General features: G+C 70.7%; 16 protein-coding genes. 3 read left to right on the top strand and 13 right to left on the bottom strand.

Going from position 1 to position 16,444, the window contains the following annotated elements; all coding sequences use genetic code 11:
- Positions 1 to 79 precede the first annotated feature (79 nt).
- The 7 genes from ACPEH0_RS07835 to ACPEH0_RS07805 all read right to left on the bottom strand — a co-directional run bounded on the left by ACPEH0_RS07835 (position 80) and on the right by ACPEH0_RS07805 (position 8,745).
- Entirely contained in the window at positions 80 to 1,519 is a 1,440-nt protein-coding gene (locus tag ACPEH0_RS07835; protein WP_366213542.1) for a lipopolysaccharide biosynthesis protein, read from the bottom strand.
- Positions 1,516 to 2,595, bottom strand: coding sequence for an acyltransferase (locus tag ACPEH0_RS07830; RefSeq protein ID WP_366213544.1), 1,080 nt, complete (start codon positions 2,593 to 2,595; stop codon positions 1,516 to 1,518). The genes ACPEH0_RS07835 and ACPEH0_RS07830 overlap by 4 nt, the downstream gene beginning before the upstream one ends.
- 10 nt (positions 2,596 to 2,605) lie before the next feature.
- Entirely contained in the window at positions 2,606 to 3,841 is a 1,236-nt protein-coding gene (locus tag ACPEH0_RS07825; protein WP_366213545.1) for a DUF1972 domain-containing protein, read from the bottom strand.
- Complete coding sequence (locus ACPEH0_RS07820; RefSeq protein WP_366213546.1) at positions 3,841 to 5,367, bottom strand: sugar transferase; 1,527 nt, start codon at positions 5,365 to 5,367, stop codon at positions 3,841 to 3,843. Before ACPEH0_RS07820 ends, ACPEH0_RS07825 begins: the two co-directional genes overlap by 1 nt.
- 270 nt (positions 5,368 to 5,637) lie before the next feature.
- The gene (locus ACPEH0_RS07815; RefSeq protein ID WP_366213547.1) at positions 5,638 to 7,332 is read right to left on the bottom strand and encodes an aldehyde dehydrogenase family protein; all 1,695 of its coding nucleotides are present in this window, start codon (positions 7,330 to 7,332) and stop codon (positions 5,638 to 5,640) included.
- A gap of 19 nt (positions 7,333 to 7,351) precedes the next feature.
- Positions 7,352 to 7,612 carry a glutaredoxin family protein gene (locus ACPEH0_RS07810; protein ID WP_366213548.1) on the bottom strand — a complete coding sequence of 87 codons (261 nt, stop codon included), beginning with the start codon at positions 7,610 to 7,612 and terminating at the stop codon, positions 7,352 to 7,354.
- Complete coding sequence (locus ACPEH0_RS07805) at positions 7,612 to 8,745, bottom strand: glycosyltransferase (RefSeq protein WP_359920706.1); 1,134 nt, start codon at positions 8,743 to 8,745, stop codon at positions 7,612 to 7,614. The genes ACPEH0_RS07810 and ACPEH0_RS07805 overlap by 1 nt, the downstream gene beginning before the upstream one ends.
- 169 nt (positions 8,746 to 8,914) lie before the next feature.
- Between ACPEH0_RS07805 and ACPEH0_RS07800 the strand changes: the two genes are divergently transcribed.
- Together ACPEH0_RS07800 and ACPEH0_RS07795 are read left to right on the top strand one after the other, a co-directional pair.
- Positions 8,915 to 9,466 carry an HdeD family acid-resistance protein gene (locus tag ACPEH0_RS07800; protein WP_366213550.1) on the top strand — a complete coding sequence of 184 codons (552 nt, stop codon included), beginning with the start codon at positions 8,915 to 8,917 and terminating at the stop codon, positions 9,464 to 9,466.
- A gap of 21 nt (positions 9,467 to 9,487) precedes the next feature.
- Positions 9,488 to 10,339 (top strand): hypothetical protein, encoded by an 852-nt coding sequence (locus tag ACPEH0_RS07795; protein ID WP_366213551.1) that lies wholly within the window; start codon positions 9,488 to 9,490, stop codon positions 10,337 to 10,339.
- Between the two features lie 4 nt (positions 10,340 to 10,343).
- Here ACPEH0_RS07795 and ACPEH0_RS07790 read toward each other — a convergent pair whose 3' ends face one another.
- From ACPEH0_RS07790 to ACPEH0_RS07765, 6 genes are all read right to left on the bottom strand, one after another.
- Positions 10,344 to 11,192 carry an NAD-dependent epimerase/dehydratase family protein gene (locus tag ACPEH0_RS07790; protein WP_366213552.1) on the bottom strand — a complete coding sequence of 283 codons (849 nt, stop codon included), beginning with the start codon at positions 11,190 to 11,192 and terminating at the stop codon, positions 10,344 to 10,346.
- A 37-nt stretch (positions 11,193 to 11,229) separates the two neighbouring features.
- Positions 11,230 to 11,559 (bottom strand): hypothetical protein, encoded by a 330-nt coding sequence (locus ACPEH0_RS07785; RefSeq protein ID WP_366213553.1) that lies wholly within the window; start codon positions 11,557 to 11,559, stop codon positions 11,230 to 11,232.
- Positions 11,559 to 11,966: an NAD(+)--rifampin ADP-ribosyltransferase gene (gene arr / locus ACPEH0_RS07780; protein WP_366213555.1), complete on the bottom strand. Its 408-nt coding sequence runs from the start codon at positions 11,964 to 11,966 to the stop codon at positions 11,559 to 11,561. Before arr ends, ACPEH0_RS07785 begins: the two co-directional genes overlap by 1 nt.
- Positions 11,967 to 11,988: 22 nt before the next feature.
- Complete coding sequence (locus tag ACPEH0_RS07775) at positions 11,989 to 13,233, bottom strand: alpha-hydroxy acid oxidase (protein WP_366213557.1); 1,245 nt, start codon at positions 13,231 to 13,233, stop codon at positions 11,989 to 11,991.
- Positions 13,234 to 13,275: 42 nt separating this feature from the next.
- A complete protein-coding gene (locus ACPEH0_RS07770) occupies positions 13,276 to 15,318 on the bottom strand; it encodes a bifunctional aldolase/short-chain dehydrogenase (RefSeq protein WP_366213558.1) in 2,043 nt (680 codons plus the stop codon).
- A 61-nt stretch (positions 15,319 to 15,379) separates the two neighbouring features.
- Positions 15,380 to 16,132: a DeoR/GlpR family DNA-binding transcription regulator gene (locus ACPEH0_RS07765; RefSeq protein WP_359920692.1), complete on the bottom strand. Its 753-nt coding sequence runs from the start codon at positions 16,130 to 16,132 to the stop codon at positions 15,380 to 15,382.
- 51 nt (positions 16,133 to 16,183) lie between these two features.
- Here ACPEH0_RS07765 and ACPEH0_RS07760 point away from each other — a divergent pair, with 51 nt between their 5' ends.
- Entirely contained in the window at positions 16,184 to 16,318 is a 135-nt protein-coding gene (locus ACPEH0_RS07760; RefSeq protein ID WP_311860590.1) for a hypothetical protein, read from the top strand.
- Positions 16,319 to 16,444 lie beyond the last annotated feature (126 nt).

Genomic DNA, 16,444 nt, shown 5'->3' with positions numbered 1-16,444 from the left:
CCAAGCGGACGCCGAGTGGTCCCCTACGTGCGCCAGCTTCACCGGTGACACGGACCGCAGGGGTGTCTGCGTGAGCGGCTCACTGATGGTCGTCTCCCGACCCCGGGCCGCCGCTGACGGGCATCTGATTGCGCAGACGGCGGCGAACGAGAAGGACGTTGGGGACGAGCTGGCAAAGGATGACGGCGACGATCGAGCCCACGAGAGGTCCGGGAGCCCCCAGGGTCGGCGTCAATGCGACGGTCAGGCCGAGATTGACGGGCAGGAGAACGATTGCGCAGACCGCCTGGAACACGAGCCCTCGGGCATCAGTGAGGGCCATGCCGTAGGGCTGCTTCACGGCCTGCACGATGATGAAGACGGCAGCCGCGGTGAGCATGGGCCATCCCAGTTCGATCCGGCCACCCGAAGCGAGATCGGCCAGCCACCCCGAGAGCGCGAAGATGAGAGCACCACCGATGAGGGCGAGCCCTGCGAAGGTGCCTGCCATCGCGTGGGGCGAGAACGGCGTGGCCTCACCCGAGGCGCGCGCCCGCGCGAACACGGGCCACAAGGACATCCCCGCTGTCGTGAGGACGCCGAGCGCTGGGCCGAACATCTGCATGGTGAGGCTGTACTCGGTCAGATCATCGAGGGAACCGAGGTGGCTGAGTATCAAGCGGTCCGACGACATTGCGAGGGGTAGAGCGATCATCTGCACAAGAAGCGGCCATGCGACATCGAAGACTCGCTCACCGCGGACACGCGGGTTGAGGCTCTGCCGCAACGCGACACCGATGGTCGGCGAGATCCTGCGGACGGCGATGACGAAGGCGATGACGCTCATGAGAAATGTGCCGGCGTACGACGCGACGGCGATGTAGCCGCCGCCCGCGCCCGCAGAGATCGTCAGCCAGAGGACGAGAAGCACGATGGGTGTCTGCAGGGCGCCCAACAGGACCACCAGAGTGTTCAGTCCCAGCGCGATCAGGATCCGCTGACTGAACGACACGAGCAGGTTCAGAGCGAGGATCGCGAGGCAGAGGGTGGCGGCGAGCGCCCCTGAGTCCAGGGTCAATCCGTCGCCGAGGAGGACATCCCAGTAACCCAATGCATAGATCGCGACGGCGACGCCCAGGAGCACGAGAGCACAGCACACGAGGAGCCGCATGCAGGACACGAGCACGCCACGCAGCTTGACGTCGGTGCGGGGGTTGCGTGCCGCGGATGCGGCATTGAGGATGGCCGCCGATATCCCGAGATCGGCGAAGGGGAGCATGGCGGCGATACCGACCAAGAGGCTGTACTGCGCGAACGTCGCCTCGCCGTAGTTGTCGAGGATGAGCCTCGTGACGACGATCCCCAGAAGTGCGCTGACCGGCATCACCGCCAGCCGCGCGATGGCGCTGCCGCCGACTGAGGCGAGCATGCCCCGACGGGTGCCGAGTCGCCGTGCGACCCCGACATCGACCTCGTCTTCAAGCAGCTGACGCTCGGCCGCGCGGGCGTCCTCCGTCCGCGCCGTCTCCGTCGCGGTCATGAGGATCCCCCGGCCACGGCCCGCACGCGGGAGCGACGCGTCTCAAGCCGTGGCAGGTGCGGCGCGCGGAACAACCACGAGACGACGGCGTGACGCTGTGTGAGCGCCAGAGGAATGCCGCCGAGCAGCGCGGCGACACCGCACAGCACGACGACCCAGATGCCGAGATCGCTCGAGGCGCGCTCGGAGGCTGCACAGACCACGAGCATCACGGGGACGTGACTGAGATAGAAGACCACCGAGTTGCGACCGACCCAGGAGAGCCATCGCATGGGTGGGGTGTCCGAAGCTCGCACTTGCACGGCGTGGGTGAGGCGGATGCTGACCGCGATCAACGCCAGCACGAACGGAATGGACAAGGGCGCGAACTCGAAAGCGTGCCGACCCGCCGTTGCGGACAACGCCAGCGAGGTCGCGGTGAAGCCGACCGCGATGACGCAGAGGACGGCGAGGGAGGTTCGCGATGCACCGAGGAGTCTCGGGAGCGCTGTACGGCCGTAGTGCCCGGCGAAGAGGAACACCGCGAAGTAGCAGATCTTCTGCGGAGAGGGATGGGGAATGAACATAGCGGCGATGGTGAAGAAAGGGAGTACGACCCACCACGGCGCGCGCACCACGACGTAATAGAGGAAGAGGTAGAGGATGAACCACAGGTAACCGGCTCCGAACCAGGCGGCGGGACTGCTGATCGACTCACCCGCACCGGGGTAGAGGGCGAGGTACAGAGCAGCCCAGAGAAGGTAGGGCCACAGCAGGTTCCGGATCTTGCCGACGTAATAGACGGAGCGGGACTTCCGCAGGGAGCCGGCGAGCAACAGCCCTGAGAGGAACATCAGGGTGGGCATCCGCCAGGGGAGAAAGGTCTCATTCAAAAGGAAGAGCCACATCGGCATCTCGAATCCGAACCGCCTCGGAATGGATCTGGCGCGCCAGAGGATCAACAGGCAAATGGCTGCCCCACGAAGCGTGTCCATCCAGGTGATGCGGGTCGCCTCGGGAGCACGCGACTGCTGCTCCACCCCCGCCGCGAATGCATTCCCGCCTAGGCCCGTGAACCGATCGTCGCGAGCCATCATCGTTGGCCCCTCACGAGTGGGTGGAGTCCGGTCGCCGCCGAGCCCGTCGCCCGAGCAGGTGCATCGACTCGCCGCGGGCGAGTCGGACGGCGAGGTCCTCGTAGTCGGTCGCGATGTCGTCCCAACGGAACGCCTCGCGGGCGCGCTCGCGGACGATCCGCCCCATCACGGTCGCGCCGGCGGGGTCGCCCTCGAGGGTCGCGAAGTGCCGGCCGGCTTCGGCGGCATCCGCGAAGAACAGGCCCTGCTCGGCCAGCGTCTCGTGGTTGAAGCCGACGTCGTACGCGAGGACGGCCGTGCCGGCCCCCATCGCCCGCAGGAGCGACGGGTTGGTCCCGCCCACGGAGTGCCCGTGCACGTAGGTGAGAGCGTGGAAGTAGAGCGCGTCCAGCAGGTCCTGGTCGAAGACCCCGCCGAGAAAGTGGATGCGGGGATCGCCGCCCGCGGCGGCACGTATCTGCTGCGTGTACTCGGCGGCGTAGGGCGCGGAGCCGACGACGACGAGGGGCCGGGTCGCGGAGCTCCTGCGGTAGCCCTCGACGATCTCGAGCACGTGGTTCTCGGGTTCGAACCGGGCGACCACGAGGTGGTATCCGCCCGGTGTCAGGCCGCGGGACCGGATGCCGTCGGCCGGGGCGTCCTCGAGGATCGGGGCGCCGTAGCGGATGAGCTCGGTCGGTACGCCGAACTCGCGGTCGTAGTAGTCGCGGATGCCGGGGGCGTCGGCGATGAGCGCGTCGGCGGTGCGGACGCCGAACTCCTCCGCCCAGCGGTAGTACGCCTTGCCGCGCCGGCCCCACTTCGACCGTTTCCATTCCAGGCCGTCCATGTGCAGGGCGGTCGGGATGCCGCGGGCGCGGAGCGCCGGCAGGAACGGCGAGTTCGCCGCGTTGAAGACGAAGGCGGCATCCGGTCGGCGGCCCAACACGGCGTGCACGGCCGAGAGCCCGGTGTGGCTCAGCGTCTCGAGCTGCTTCACCCGGAGGGCGGGCAGGTGGACGACCTTCATGCCGAGGTACTCGCGGGCGCGGCTCTCGGAGCCCCGCGTGTACACGGTGACGCCGTGTCCGCGCTCGACGAGCCGACGACCGATCTCCTCGACCGCGGTCTCGAAGCCGCCGTACGAGGCCGGGACCCCGCGGGTGCCGATCATCGCGATCTCGAGCGTCCGCGTGGCGCGGGGCCGCTCGTCCTGGGTGAGGCGGACCGGCTCGCTGTCGAGCCGCCGCGGGATTTCGATGACCATCAGTACGCTCCCTCGGTGGTGACCATGACCTTGGCTGTCCGCCACATCAGGACCAGGTCCGTCATGACGGTCCAGTTCTCGACGTAGCGGAGATCGAGCCGGACGCTCTCCTCCCAGGAGAGGTCGCTGCGTCCGCCAACCTGCCAGGGGCCGGTGATGCCCGGCTTGATGTAGAGGCGGCGCGACACGGTGCCGTCGTAGGCGATGACCTCGGACGGCAGCGGCGGCCGCGGACCGACGACGCTCATGTCGCCGCGCAGCACGTTCCAGAACTGCGGCACCTCGTCGAGCGAGAACGACCGCAGGATCCGGCCGACCCGCGTCACCCGTGGGTCGCGCCGGAGCTTGAAGAGGGGCCCCGAGCCCTCGTTGTGGGCGAGGAGCGCCGCGAGCTCGGCCTCGGCATCCACCCGCATCGTGCGGAACTTCAGCATCGCGAACTCGCGTCCGTCGCGCCCGACGCGCGCCTGGCGGAAGAAGACGGGACCGCCGTCGTCGGCCGTGATCGTGATCGCGATCACGAGCGCGATCGGTGCGAACAGGACGAGGGCGGCGAGCGACACGAGGATGTCGAGCGCCCGCTTCACGTAGTAGGCGGCTCCCTCGAAGCTCGGGATCTTGACGTGGATGAGCGGCATCCCCTCGACGGGCCGCAGCGACATGCGCGGCCCGGCGACGTCGGTGAGGCGGCTCGAGATCACGAGCTCAGCGGCGGTGCCCTCCAGCGCCCACGCGAGCCGCTTCACGTACGCCGGGTCGCCGGCGGGCTGGCTCGCGACCACGATCGTGTCGCTCTCGTGGATCGCAGCGGCACGCAGGACGGCGTCGTCGCCGCGCGTGACCGGGTACACGACGTCGTCGACGGTGAGCGAGTCCCGGTCGTCGTCGAGCAGGGCCACACCGACGATGAGGTATCCCAGCTGGCCGGCCGGTCCGAGCGACCGGATCGCGTACTCCACGTCGTCCCGCGAGCCGACGACGACGGTGCGCGAGGCGTACCGGCCCTCGGCGCGCTGGGCGATGAGCCATCGTCGCCATGCCCACCGCGAGGCGAGGAGCGCCAGGGTGCCGAGCGGCAGCGCGGTGAACAGCTGCGCACGGATGCCGTGCCACTCGAACACCACGAAGACGATCGCGAGCAGGCCGAACGCGAGCCCGGTCGCGTGGGCGACGCGCGCGTACTCCGTGGGCCCGGTCCCGACGACCGTCGTCGACCGGGTGTTGAAGAGGCCGAGCGAGATGAGCCAGATCATCGCGGTCGCGACCGCGATGATGACCCGGTTCCGGACGGCGATGTCGGAGGGCGCAGCGGCGGTGAGCGAGACGATGGTCGCGAAGGTGCAGGACACCGCCACGACGACGGCGTCGTTCACGCGGAGCCGCGTGCGGAACCGGCGCTCCCACTGCAGGCGGCCGACGAGCGCCGCCGAGGCGCGGGGCGCCTCAGCGGTCGAGGTGCGCGGCGCCGTCTTCGGGCCGAGCCCGGGCAGCGTGAGACCCGGCGCGATGCCGTCGACCGCGGTCACCGAGCGTCCCCATACACATCGGTCAGCTGCCGCATCATGCCCCCAAGCAATGTGCGTCACTGCATCCGCCCCCAAGGCGGCTGCATGTTCCCCAAGCGAGCTTCGCGGTCCCCCAAAGACCTCCGCGCGACCCCCCGGCCGCGCGATCCACTCGGAGGCAACTGTAGCGCGCACCGGGCGACCGTGCGAGTGCGATTCGTAAACTCGGCGTCAGCCGATGTTCATCCGCCCCGCCGTCGCCGCCCGCCGCGGCCGGTCACGCGGCGGGGGTCAGGCGCCGAACGCCCGCACGAGGGTGAGGAGCAGCGGCCCGACCCGGCCGTCCATGCGGAAGCGCGCGAACCCCTCCGACACGGCCCGTCCGGTGCGTGAGGTGACGAACCACGGCGGTGTCGGCAGGACCGAGAACCGGCCGCGTCCGAGCGAGCGCGGGAAGGGCCGGAACGGTCCGCGGACGACCGTCCGCTCGACCCCGTCCAGCAGCAGCGCGTTGTGCACGACGCCGATCCCGCTGGGCGCGTCGTCGATCGTGCCGCCCGGGTACGCGCCCCAGGTGGCGGTGGGGGTGAGGAATCCGAAGGCGGTCCACGCGTTCACGGCCACGGTGCCGTAGCGCAGGCGCGCGAGGGCGTCCTCGAAGCCGGCGCCGAGATCCCGCAGGGTCGCCGGGTCGATGAGGACATTGGCGCCGAGGGTGCCGGTGAGCCGGTCGTTCGCGTGGGCGACCGCCGCGTCGAGGAACGCGGCCCCGGTGCCCGGGAGGTCGATGACGCCGAGCACGGGCGCGAAGTACTCCGTCGTCTCGATCTCGCCGCCGCCCGCCGCGATGGCGCGGGTGTCGCCGGCGAACCACGCGGCATCCGGGTACACGTCCCTCACGCGCTGCAGTCGGTCGGCGGCGTTCGGGTACCAGACGGGACGCTGCGGCGTCCGCCCGAACGCCCGGTGCAGCTCGCGCACGAACTCCTCGCGCTGGTCCCAGTCGCGGCTGAGCAGCACGACCTGCCCGGCGATGCAGTTGTGGCCGCTGTTGTGCAGCCGCATCGTCGCGACGTGCTCCGCCTGGAACCGCAAATCGGCCTTCGACCAGCGCCCCGGCACGACGATGATCGGCGACACCCCGCCGAGCTCGGCGGTGATCGGCACCCGCAGCCGGTCCTCGCCCGTTCCGACGATGGCGCGGAAGGTGGTCTCGGATCCCGTGATGTGGACGTGGTCGATCCCGGGATGCCGCGTGAGGTACGCCCCGACGTCGCCGCCGCCGCTCGCCACGGCGACGAGGCCCGCGCGGATCAGCGGTGCGAACGCCCGCTCGAACACGGGCACCAGCGCGTCCTGCGTGGGGTTCACCTTCAGGAGTGCGACGCGCCCTTCGGCCAGCAGTTCGTACAGCACGTCGAGGAACGGGATCGAGGTGACGTTGCCGGCCCCGAGGACGAGGCCGACGCCGCCGGCGCGGTGCGGATGCCGCGACGCGAGGCCCGCGGCATCCCTCGCCTCGTGCGGGGTGACGCCGGGCTGCAGCCACACCTCGGTGGTGTACCCCGACAGCAGCAGGCGGTCCGAGGCGTTCAAGGGCGAGGAGTGCACGACGGTGCGTCCGCCGGGGCCGGTGCCGAGGCGGACGCCGGCGAGCGGGCTGCGACCGCGCGCGAGGGCGTCGAGGCTAGCGGCGTACGCGTCGAGCGCGACGAGCGCCGCGTAGGGACCGGCGAGCCACTCCTCACCGGCGAGCGGATGCCGTGGGTCGAGTCCCTTGCTCTCAGCGGCGACGCGCGCCCACTCCTCCGCGACCGCGCCGACGGCCGCGCGCACCTCGCGGAGCAGGTCGCGCCGGGCGGCGGCGGGGAGCGCGCGCCAGTCCGCGGAGCCGGTGCGCAGGCGCGCGAGCGCCGCGTCGAGGGCGGCGCGGGTGTCGGCGTCGAGGGAGCGGTCCCGGGGCGCGGCCGGTGACGTCGTCGTCATCGTCGCGGCGCGGGTGGGCTCAGATGAGCGAGAGTTCGCGGAGCTTCGCGGCGACGTCGTCGTTGCTCGGCTCGACGTGGTGCGTCGCGTCGGGGTAGACCACGACGGGGATGTTGGTGCGACCGGAGATCTCGCGGGCGAGATCGGCGGCGTCGGGCTCGGCCTCGAGGTCGATGTAGCGGTAGTCGACTCCGAGGCCGTCGAGCTGCGCCTTCGTGCGGCGGCAGTCGCGGCACCAGTCGGCGCCGAACATCGTGATCTGTGCGGACGTGTCGGTCATCACTCCAGCGTACGCCCGCCCACCGCCGTGGGCGCGGCGTCGGGTTGCGCCGCGCGGCGCCCGGATCTGCGGGGGGCGTAGACGACGAGGGCGTGGAAGACGAAGCGCAGCACGAAGGCGGCGACGAGGGTGAGGGCCGCGGCGAGGACCGCCGGGATGTGCGCTCCCTCGACGAGGATCGAGAGCACCGGGATGCGGACGATCGCCTCGAGCCCGTTGAAGCTGAACGACTTCAGGAACCGGGTGAGCATGCGCCCGGATTCGGAGCGCATGTCGGCGAAGACGAGGTACTCGAGCAGCAGGAAGTTCGTGATGATCGTCACGACGCTCGCCACGACGGCGGCGGGGACGTAGTCCATCCCGAGGCGGATGAGGCCCCACATGATCACGAGGTTCGCGATGGCCCCGAACCCGCCGACGAGCGCGAACGCCGACATCCGGCCGAAGCGCAGCATCGCGAGCTGAGTGAGGAAGCGGACGCCCTGCGTGAACGTCGCCTTCGAGGTGCCGGCGTGGCGCTGCGCGAAGTCGAAGGGCACCTCGTCGACGCGCAGCTGACGACGGGCGAGCACCTCGAGCAGGATCTTGAAGCCGCGCGGGCGCAGCGCGTCGACGTCGACGGCGTGCGTGTCGAGCAGGAAGAACCCCGTCATCGGGTCGGTGCAGTTCGCGAGCTTGCGCGGGAACATCGCCTTTGTCAGCGCGGTCGAGGCGCGCGAGACGGCGGTGCGGGTCGCGTCGGCGAGTCCCTTCGAGGTGCCGCCCGACGCGTACCGCGAAGCGACGACGACGTCCACGTCGCCGCGTTCGGCGCGCTCGATGAGGCGGGGGATGTCCTCGGGGGGATGCTGCAGGTCGCCGTCCATGACGAGGCACCAGCGGGAGCTCGCCGCCTGGAACCCGGCGACGACGGCGCCGCCGAGGCCGGCGACCGGCTGCTCGCGGTGGAGGAGGCGGACGGGGAAGCGCGACGTGCGGGCCGCTGCCGCGATGATGTCGGCCGTGTCGTCGGTCGAGTCGTCGACGAAGACGACCTCGAAGACGCGGCCGTCGAGCGTGTCACCGATGCGCCGCAGCAGCTCGACGACGTTCGGACCCTCGTTGAAGGTCGGAACGATGATCGACAGATCCATGGCGGGGCTCGCGATGCTCGGCGGGCACGGGACGTCTCAGCCTAATGGCGCCTGCCCGGGCGGGACTGAGGATGTCCCCGGCGAACCTCCTGTGAGGGCTGGGGGCGGGCGTCTTCCGACTGACGGGTGCGGCCGATAGCCTGGCCGCATCCGGCGAGGGGAGCGCGCGATGAGCACGCAGGGATCGGCACGGGCGGTGGTGAGCGGCATTCGCGGTGCCCTCCTGATCGGGGGTGTGCTGGCGGTCGTCGTCGGGATCCTGATCCTCGTCTGGCCGGGCAAGACCGCGATGGTCGTCGCCGGGATCATCGCGGCGTGGGCGGTCGTCGCCGGCATCGTGAACGTCGCCATCGGGCTGCTGTCGCGCACGGTGGGTTCCTGGGCGCGCGTGGGCCACATCGCCCTGGGCCTGATCTTCGTGATCGGCGGTGTCGTCGCCTTCTCGAACCTCGGGCTCGCGGCCGAGACGCTCGCGACGTTCCTGGGTGCGTTGGTCGGCATTTTGTGGATCGTCGAGGGTGTCGTCGCGTTGACGACCCTCCGCGGCGCCCGGTCGCGCGGCTGGACGATCGCGTTCGCGGTTCTCAGCCTCGTCGCGGGGGTGGCCATCCTCTTCGCGCCCGTCTGGGGCGCGCTCGTGCTCTGGCTGTGGATGGGCGTCTCGCTCATCCTGCTCGGCGTCATCCAGATCGTCCGGGCCTCGCGGCTGCGCACGATCTGACCCCTCTGCTAGACAGGGGGGATGATCTGGGGGGATGCCGGTGACACCCGAGCGCGCCGGGTGCGGAGCGGTCTCGTCCTCACCGTCGCGGCGCTGGTCCTGACGACGGGGTGCGTCGCGACCGCGACGGAGGCCCGGAGCGTCGCGGAGGCGGCGATCGAGCCGACCCCCGAGGCGAGCCCCGACCCGACCCCGGTGGCGACCCCCGTGGTGATCCCCGGCGACGGGCCGATCATCGTCGGCGAGCAGATCGTGTCGGGCGTCGGCCCTCGGACCGAGGAGCGGGTGCCGCTGGCCGTGCCCGCGGCCGCGCGGTCCGTACTCGTCGACCTCTCCTGCGACGCCCCGTCGCACTTCATCGCCGAGCTGGGCGACGCGATGATGCTCGGCCAGGCGCAGCTGTCGGGCGAGTGCGACGGTTCCCGCACCCTGGCCTGGCCCTGGACGTACGGATCGTCGGGGATGCTGTGGCTGTCGATCGGGCCGGAGGTCGGGTGGACCCTCGCCGTCACCTACTCGTCCGAGCCGTTCGTGCAGGATGCCGACCTGGTCGAGGAGTGCGAGGCGTACTCGCAGGTGTACAGCCAGGTCTCGAACGCCGACGACGGCTACGGCTTCTATGCGGCGTTCGGGGCCGACGAATGGAACACGCGGATGGATGCCGCGGCACGGGCGGCGGCCGCGCTCGCCGACGCGTCGGACACGTCGCTCGCCGACGGCCTCGCCGCCATGCGCGACGTGCTCGCGGAGCGCTCGCCGATCCCGGGCGGGATGACGGAGGTGCAGGAGTTCTGGGAGGTGCACCGGCCGATCGCCGAGACCTGCGCGTGGAACCACACCGAGATCGCGGTCTACGCCGAGTTCGGCGGCTGACCTCTCAGCTCACGTGGTCGCGCCAGGAGTGCTGCGGCCGGTAGCCGAGCAGGCGCTGCGCCTTCGCGGTCGAGAACAGCGAGTCGTGCGTGCCGAGGTCGCCGCGCGTCTCGGCATCCGGGAACACCTCGGCGACCAGCTCGTCGTTCGGGCGGCTCATGACGGTGTCGGCGGCGGCGATGAGGAAGTGGTCGAACCCGGCGGGCGCGACCTCGAGGGCCTGCGCGACCGCCTGCGCACCGTCGCGCGCGTCGATGTAGCTCCATAGGTTCCACTTGCGGCCGCGGGCGTCGGCGTCGAAGGAGGGGAATTCCGCGTAGTCCTCCGGCACCATCACGTTCGAGAACCGCAGGGCGGTGATGGATGCCGCCGGGTACCAGCGCGTCAGCTGGATCGCCATCTGCTCCTCGAGGTGCTTCACGAGCGAGTACACCGACTCGGGGCGCGCGGGGTAGTCCTCGTCGACGGGGATGTAGGGCGGCGGGACGTCGAACGGCAGCCCCTGCACGGTCTCGCTCGAGGCGTAGACGATCTTCGTGATGCCGATCCGCAGCGCCGCCCAGAACACGTTGAACGTGCTCGCGATGTTGTTGTGGAAGGTCGCGACGTCCGAGCGGATGCCGGGGGCCGGGATCGCCGCGAGGTGCACGAGCGCGTCGACGCCGTCGTGCTGGTCGCCGACCCCGGTCAGCGCGTCGATGACCTGGCCGTAGTCGATCAGGTCGACCTGGACGAAGCCGGGTCCGCGCCGGCCGTGGACGTCGAAGCCGATGACCTCGTGACCGGCGGCCCGGAGTTCGCGGACGACGACCGTGCCGAGCTTGCCGGAGGACCCTGTGACGGCGATGCGCATCCCGCCAGCATGTCACGCAGCCGGGACACGGGGGCCGTCACCAGCCGTGGGTGTTGAGCCACTCCCGGCGGTGGGCGGTCTCGGCATCCGTCTCGTGCGGATCCGACGTCTCGTGCGCGGTGAGCCTGCCGTCTTCGAGGGGGACGAAGCGGTGGCACACGGGGCAGAGGGCGCGCCCGGAGGGCCAGCCGTCCGCGAGCGCTGCGGCGGGCTCGCCGGGTTCGCCGGAGCCGGGGCATCCGGCGGGGTCGGCCGCGGCATCCGTCCACATGATCGTGCGGTGCCGGTGCAGGCCGGGGTGGTCGAGCGGCCGCGTGCACCGACGCCCGGCGTTGCGGCTGCGGCAGAAGCGGATGACGCCGGCCATCAGTTGATGATCTCGCCGCCGGACTCCTCGATCGCGGCGATCCGGCGCTTCCAGTCCGCGAGGGCGTCGGGCGTCAGGCGCGGGAAGTCGGTGACCTCACCGACGATGCGCAGCGGATCGGTGCTGCGATACGAGCGGGTCGGGTTGCCGGGGAACTTCTTGTCGGTGACGTTCGGGTCGTCCTCGAACGGCCCGGTCGGCTCGACGATGTAGACGCGCGGCTCGCCGTCGCCGGCGGCGAGCTCGGCCGCGAGGCCCGCGCCGTCGCGCTGCGCCGTGAAGTAGATGTGGTTCATCACGATCGACGGCCGGTAGTTCGAGCGTCGCCCCGCGACCAGCAGATCACCGATCCGCAGATCGGCCTTCGTGCCGTGGAAGAAGGGTCCCGTCTCGTCCGCTGCGCTCACCGCGCCAGGCTAGCGCGCGGGCTCAGACGTCGGTACGGGGCATCGGCGCGAGGCGCGTGAGCTGCGTGACATGCCGCGGCTCGAGCTCGGCGATCGAGGCGACGCCGAGCAGCTTCATCGTGCGCTCGATCTCGCTGCGGAGGATCTCGATCGTCTTGTCGACGCCCGGACGCCCGCCGGCCATGAGGCCGTAGAGGTACGCGCGGCCGATGAGCGTGAACTTCGCGCCGAGCGCCATCGCGGCGACGATGTCGGCGCCGTTCATGATGCCGGTGTCGACCATGATCGTCGCGTCCTTGCCGACCTCGCGCACCACGGTGGGCAGCAGGTGGAAGGGGATTGGAGCCCGATCGAGCTGGCGCCCGCCGTGGTTCGAGAGGATGATGCCGTCGACGCCGTGATCGATGAGACGCTTCGAGTCCTCGACGTTCTGCACGCCCTTGATGACGATCTTGCCGGGCCAGATCTCGCGGATGACCTTCAGGTCCTCGTAGCTGATCGTCGGGTCCATCGCGGCGTTGAGCAGGTCGCCGACCGTGCCGCCGGTCGCCGACAGCGAGGCGAACTCGAGCTTGGGGGTCGTGAGGAAGTCGATCCACCACCACGGCCGCGGGATCGCGTTGACGATCGTGCCGAGGGTGAGCTGCGGCGGGATCGAGAAGCCGTTGCGCTTGTCGCGCAGGCGCGCGCCGGCGACGGGGGTGTCGACGGTGAACTGCAGCGTGTCGAACCCGGCCTCGGCGGCGCGCTTCGCGAGCCCGTACGAGATCTCGCGATCGCGCATGACGTACAGCTGGAACCAGTTGCGCCCGTTCGGGTTGGCGGCCTTCACGCCCTCGATCGAGGTGGTCCCGAGGGTCGAGAGGGTGAACGGGATGCCGGCGGCCCCCGCCGCTCCCGCGCCCGCGACCTCGCCCTCGGTCTGCATGAGGCGGGTGAAACCGGTCGGGGCGATGCCGAACGGCAGCGCGGACGGTCCGCCGAGGATCTCGACGGAGGTGTCGACGTTCTCCGCCGGCCGCAGCACGTCGGGGTGGAACTCGACGTCCTCGAACGCCTGCCGCGCCCGAGCGAGCGAGGTCTCGCCCTCGGCGGCGCCGTCGGTGTAGTCGAACGCGGCCTTCGGGGTGCGGCGCTTCGCGATCTTCCGCAGGTCGGCGATCGTGTACGCGGCATCCAGTCGGCGCTTCGTGCCGTTGAGCTCCGGCTTCTTGAACTGCATCAGCTCGAGCAGCTCGACGGGCTTCGGGAATTGACGCTGCACCATGGAGACCATCTTCCTCTGGAGTGATTCGACCGCGGGCCGTGTTTAACGCAGGAACGCGGCGGCGACGCCGGAGTCCACCGGGATGTGCAGACCGGTCGTGCGCGAGAGTTCGGGGCCGGTGAGGACGTACACCGCGTCGGCGACGTTCTCGGGCACGACCTCGCGCTTGAGGATCGTGCGGTTCGCGTAGAACTGACCGAGGTCCTCCTCCTTCACCCCGTAGGTCGCGGCGCGGTTGGCGCCCCAACCGGCGGCGAAGATGCCCGATCCGCGGACGACGCCGTCGGGGTTGATGCCGTTCACGCGCACGCCGTGCTCGCCGAGCTCGACGGCCAGCAGGCGCACCTGGTGGGCCTGGTCGGCCTTCGTCGCCGAGTACGCGATGTTGTTCGGGCCGGCGAAGACCGAGTTCTTCGACGAGATGTAGATGACATCGCCGCCCATCTTCTGCTCGATGAGCGCCTTCGCCGCCGCCTTCGCGACGAGGAACGACCCCTTGGCCATGACGTCGTGCTGCAGGTCCCAGTCCTTCTCGGTGGTCTCGAGCAGCGGCTTCGACAGCGACAGTCCGGCGTTGTTGACGACGAGGTCGATGCCGCCGAAGGCGAGGACGGTCGCGTCGATCGCGGCCTGCACGCCCGCGGCATCCGCCACGTTCGCGGCGACGCCGATCGCGACGTCCGTGCCGCCGAGCTCGGCAGCGGCGGCCTGCGCCTTCTCGAGGTCGAGGTCGGCGACGACGACGCACGCGCCCTCAGCGGCGAGCCGCGTGGCGATCGCCTTGCCGATGCCTGATGCCGCGCCCGTGACGAACGCGATGCGCCCCTGATGCGTCTTGGGCCTCGGCATCCGCTGCAGCTTCGCCTCTTCGAGGGCCCAGTACTCGATGCGGAACTTCTCGGCGTCCGAGATCGGGGAGTAGGTCGAGAGCGCCTCGGCGCCGCGCATGACGTTGATCGCGTTGACGTAGAACTCGCCGGCGACGCGGGCGGTCTGCTTGTTCGCGCCGTAGCTGAACATGCCGACGCCCGGGACGAGCACGATGAGCGGGTCGGCTCCGCGGATCGCGGGAGAGTCCGCGGTCGCGTGGGCGTCGTAGTACGCCTGGTAGTCGGCGCGGTACGCCTCGTGCAGTTCGCGAAGGCGCGCGATCGCGTCCTCGACGGACGCGGATGCCGGCAGGTCGAGGATGAGCGGCTTGACCTTCGTGCGCAGGAAGTGGTCGGGGCAGCTCGTGCCGAGCTCCGCGAGAGCCGGAGCCTTCTCGGAGGCGAGGAAGTCGAGCACGACGTCGCTGTCGGTGAAGTGGCCGACCATGGGCTTGTCGGTCGAGGCGAGCCCGCGGATCGTGGGCGCGAGGGCGGCGGCCTTCGCGCGGCGCTCGGCGTCCGCCAGGGCCTCGAAGCCGGAGCGGATGCCGCCGAAGGGCTGCGGTGCGCCGTGGGCGTCGATGTAGGCCTGCGCGGTCTCGATGATCCAGAGGCTGTTGCGCTCGGACTCCTCGGAGGTGTCGCCCCAGGCGGTGATGCCGTGGCCGCCGAGGATGCAGCCGATCGCGTCGGGGTTCTCCGCCTTGATCGCGGCGATGTCGAGGCCGAGCTGGAAGCCGGGGCGGCGCCACGGGACCCACGCGACCTTCTCGCCGAAGATCTCGCGGGTGAGCTTCTCGCCGTCGGCGGCGGTCGCGATGGCGATGCCGGCGTCGGGATGCAGGTGGTCGACGTGGGCGGCATCCACTAGTCCGTGCATGGCGGTGTCGATCGAGGGGGCGGCGCCGCCCTTGCCGTGCAGGCAGTAATCGAAGGCGGCGACCATCTCGTCTTCGCGCTCGACGCCCGGGTAGACGTCGACGAGCGCGCGCATCCGGTCGAGACGGAGGACGGCGAGTCCCTCGGGCTTCAGGGTGCCGAGGTCGCCGCCGGAGCCTTTGACCCAGAGGAGCTCGACGGGCTCGCCGGTGACGGGGTCGGTGTCGGTGCTCTTGGCGGAGGTGTTGCCGCCGGCGTAGTTGGTGACTTTGGGGTCGGATCCGAGGCGGTTGCTGCGCGCGATGAGTCCGGCGGCGGCCGTGGGCGTGGAAGACATCGACTCTCCTGCGAGGCTCAGACGTGAAAGATGTTGTGAAACCTTTCACAATCTAACAGAGTCAGCGGATGTCGACCAGATCCCGGAACGGCGACAGCCGGTCGTCGGCAGGGTCCAGCTCGGTGACGAGCAGGTCGACGTCGCTCCATTCGAGGGCGCGCGCGACGGCGAGGCGTTCGAGCTTGGACGAGTCGGCGAGCACGACGGTCTCGTCGGCGTTCGCCGAGAGGACGCGCTTGACCTCGGCTTCCTCGAGGGTCGTCTCGCTGGTGCCGAAGGACGGGTCGAGGGCGGCGGCGCTCGTGAAGAAGCGGTCGTAGTGGAAGCGGGCGGCGCTCTCGCACGCCTGTGCGCCGACGAAGCTGCCGGTGCGCGGTTCGAGGCGCCCGCCGAGGAGGATCGCGTCGATGCCGGGCCGGACCTGGGCGGTGCGGAGGTTGTCGTACGAGTTGGTGACGACGAGCAGCTCGTGGCTCTCGTCGAGGTTCGCCAGGAGCGCGCCGACGGTGGAGGAGGCATCCATCGCGGCGGCACCGCCGCGGGGGAGCAGGTCGTGCGCCTTGCGGGCGATCTCGGCCTTCGCGCCGCCGCGGGTGGCGATGCGCTCGCCGAAGCCCTGCGGCACGATGGCGGCGACGGCGCCGCCGCGCACGCGCCTCGCGAGGCCGTCGCGCACGAGGTCGTCGAGGTCGCGGCGCACCGTCATGACCGAGACCCCGAGCGCGTCGGCGGCGGGTTCGAGGCGGATGCTGCCGGACTCGGCCAGCATCTCGACCAGGCGCGACCGCCGTTGAGCACTGAGGAGGGGCGGCATGCGATCAGGGTAGCCGGGCTGGTCTTGTCGCCCCGCGCTTAGGCTCGATCCGTGAGCGAGCGTCCGGCGGTCAGGTGCCCCACCTGCGGCGATCCGCTGCGCTTCGAGATCCTCGACGACGAGCGGTTCACGGTCGCGTGGTCGTGCCTGAACTGCGGGCTGGTGCGGGTGACGGAGCCGCGGTGAGGGTCAGCGCAGTGACACCGACGTGTCAGGATGCGCGGGCATGAGCAACGACGAGCCCGACTGGACGATCCGCATTCCCGGCTCCGAGGGGCGGCGCTTCACCGAGAGGCAACAGGCACTTCTGGA

The organism is Microbacterium sp. NPDC079356 (assembly GCF_049545465.1).
GTDB lineage: Bacteria > Actinomycetota > Actinomycetes > Actinomycetales > Microbacteriaceae > Microbacterium > Microbacterium gawkjiense.
The sequence above is the reverse complement of the archived record's forward strand: the minus strand, read 5'-3'. Positions and strand labels throughout refer to the sequence as shown.

What these genes read in the sequence shown, in the direction of transcription:
- ACPEH0_RS07830 (WP_366213544.1), bottom strand. Translation starts at nt 2,595, where the DNA reads ATGATGGCTCGCGACGATCGGTTCACGGGCCTAGGCGGGAATGCATTC.
- ACPEH0_RS07815 (WP_366213547.1), bottom strand. Translation starts at nt 7,332, where the DNA reads ATGACGACGACGTCACCGGCCGCGCCCCGGGACCGCTCCCTCGACGCC.
- ACPEH0_RS07805 (WP_359920706.1), bottom strand. Translation starts at nt 8,745, where the DNA reads ATGGATCTGTCGATCATCGTTCCGACCTTCAACGAGGGTCCGAACGTC.
- ACPEH0_RS07770 (WP_366213558.1), bottom strand. Translation starts at nt 15,318, where the DNA reads ATGTCTTCCACGCCCACGGCCGCCGCCGGACTCATCGCGCGCAGCAAC.
- ACPEH0_RS07835 (WP_366213542.1), bottom strand. Translation starts at nt 1,519, where the DNA reads ATGACCGCGACGGAGACGGCGCGGACGGAGGACGCCCGCGCGGCCGAG.
- ACPEH0_RS07810 (WP_366213548.1), bottom strand. Translation starts at nt 7,612, where the DNA reads ATGACCGACACGTCCGCACAGATCACGATGTTCGGCGCCGACTGGTGC.
- ACPEH0_RS07790 (WP_366213552.1), bottom strand. Translation starts at nt 11,192, where the DNA reads ATGCGCATCGCCGTCACAGGGTCCTCCGGCAAGCTCGGCACGGTCGTC.
- ACPEH0_RS07825 (WP_366213545.1), bottom strand. Translation starts at nt 3,841, where the DNA reads ATGGTCATCGAAATCCCGCGGCGGCTCGACAGCGAGCCGGTCCGCCTC.
- ACPEH0_RS07800 (WP_366213550.1), top strand. Translation starts at nt 8,915, where the DNA reads ATGAGCACGCAGGGATCGGCACGGGCGGTGGTGAGCGGCATTCGCGGT.
- ACPEH0_RS07765 (WP_359920692.1), bottom strand. Translation starts at nt 16,132, where the DNA reads ATGCCGCCCCTCCTCAGTGCTCAACGGCGGTCGCGCCTGGTCGAGATG.
- ACPEH0_RS07785 (WP_366213553.1), bottom strand. Translation starts at nt 11,559, where the DNA reads ATGGCCGGCGTCATCCGCTTCTGCCGCAGCCGCAACGCCGGGCGTCGG.
- ACPEH0_RS07775 (WP_366213557.1), bottom strand. Translation starts at nt 13,233, where the DNA reads ATGGTGCAGCGTCAATTCCCGAAGCCCGTCGAGCTGCTCGAGCTGATG.
- ACPEH0_RS07795 (WP_366213551.1), top strand. Translation starts at nt 9,488, where the DNA reads ATGATCTGGGGGGATGCCGGTGACACCCGAGCGCGCCGGGTGCGGAGC.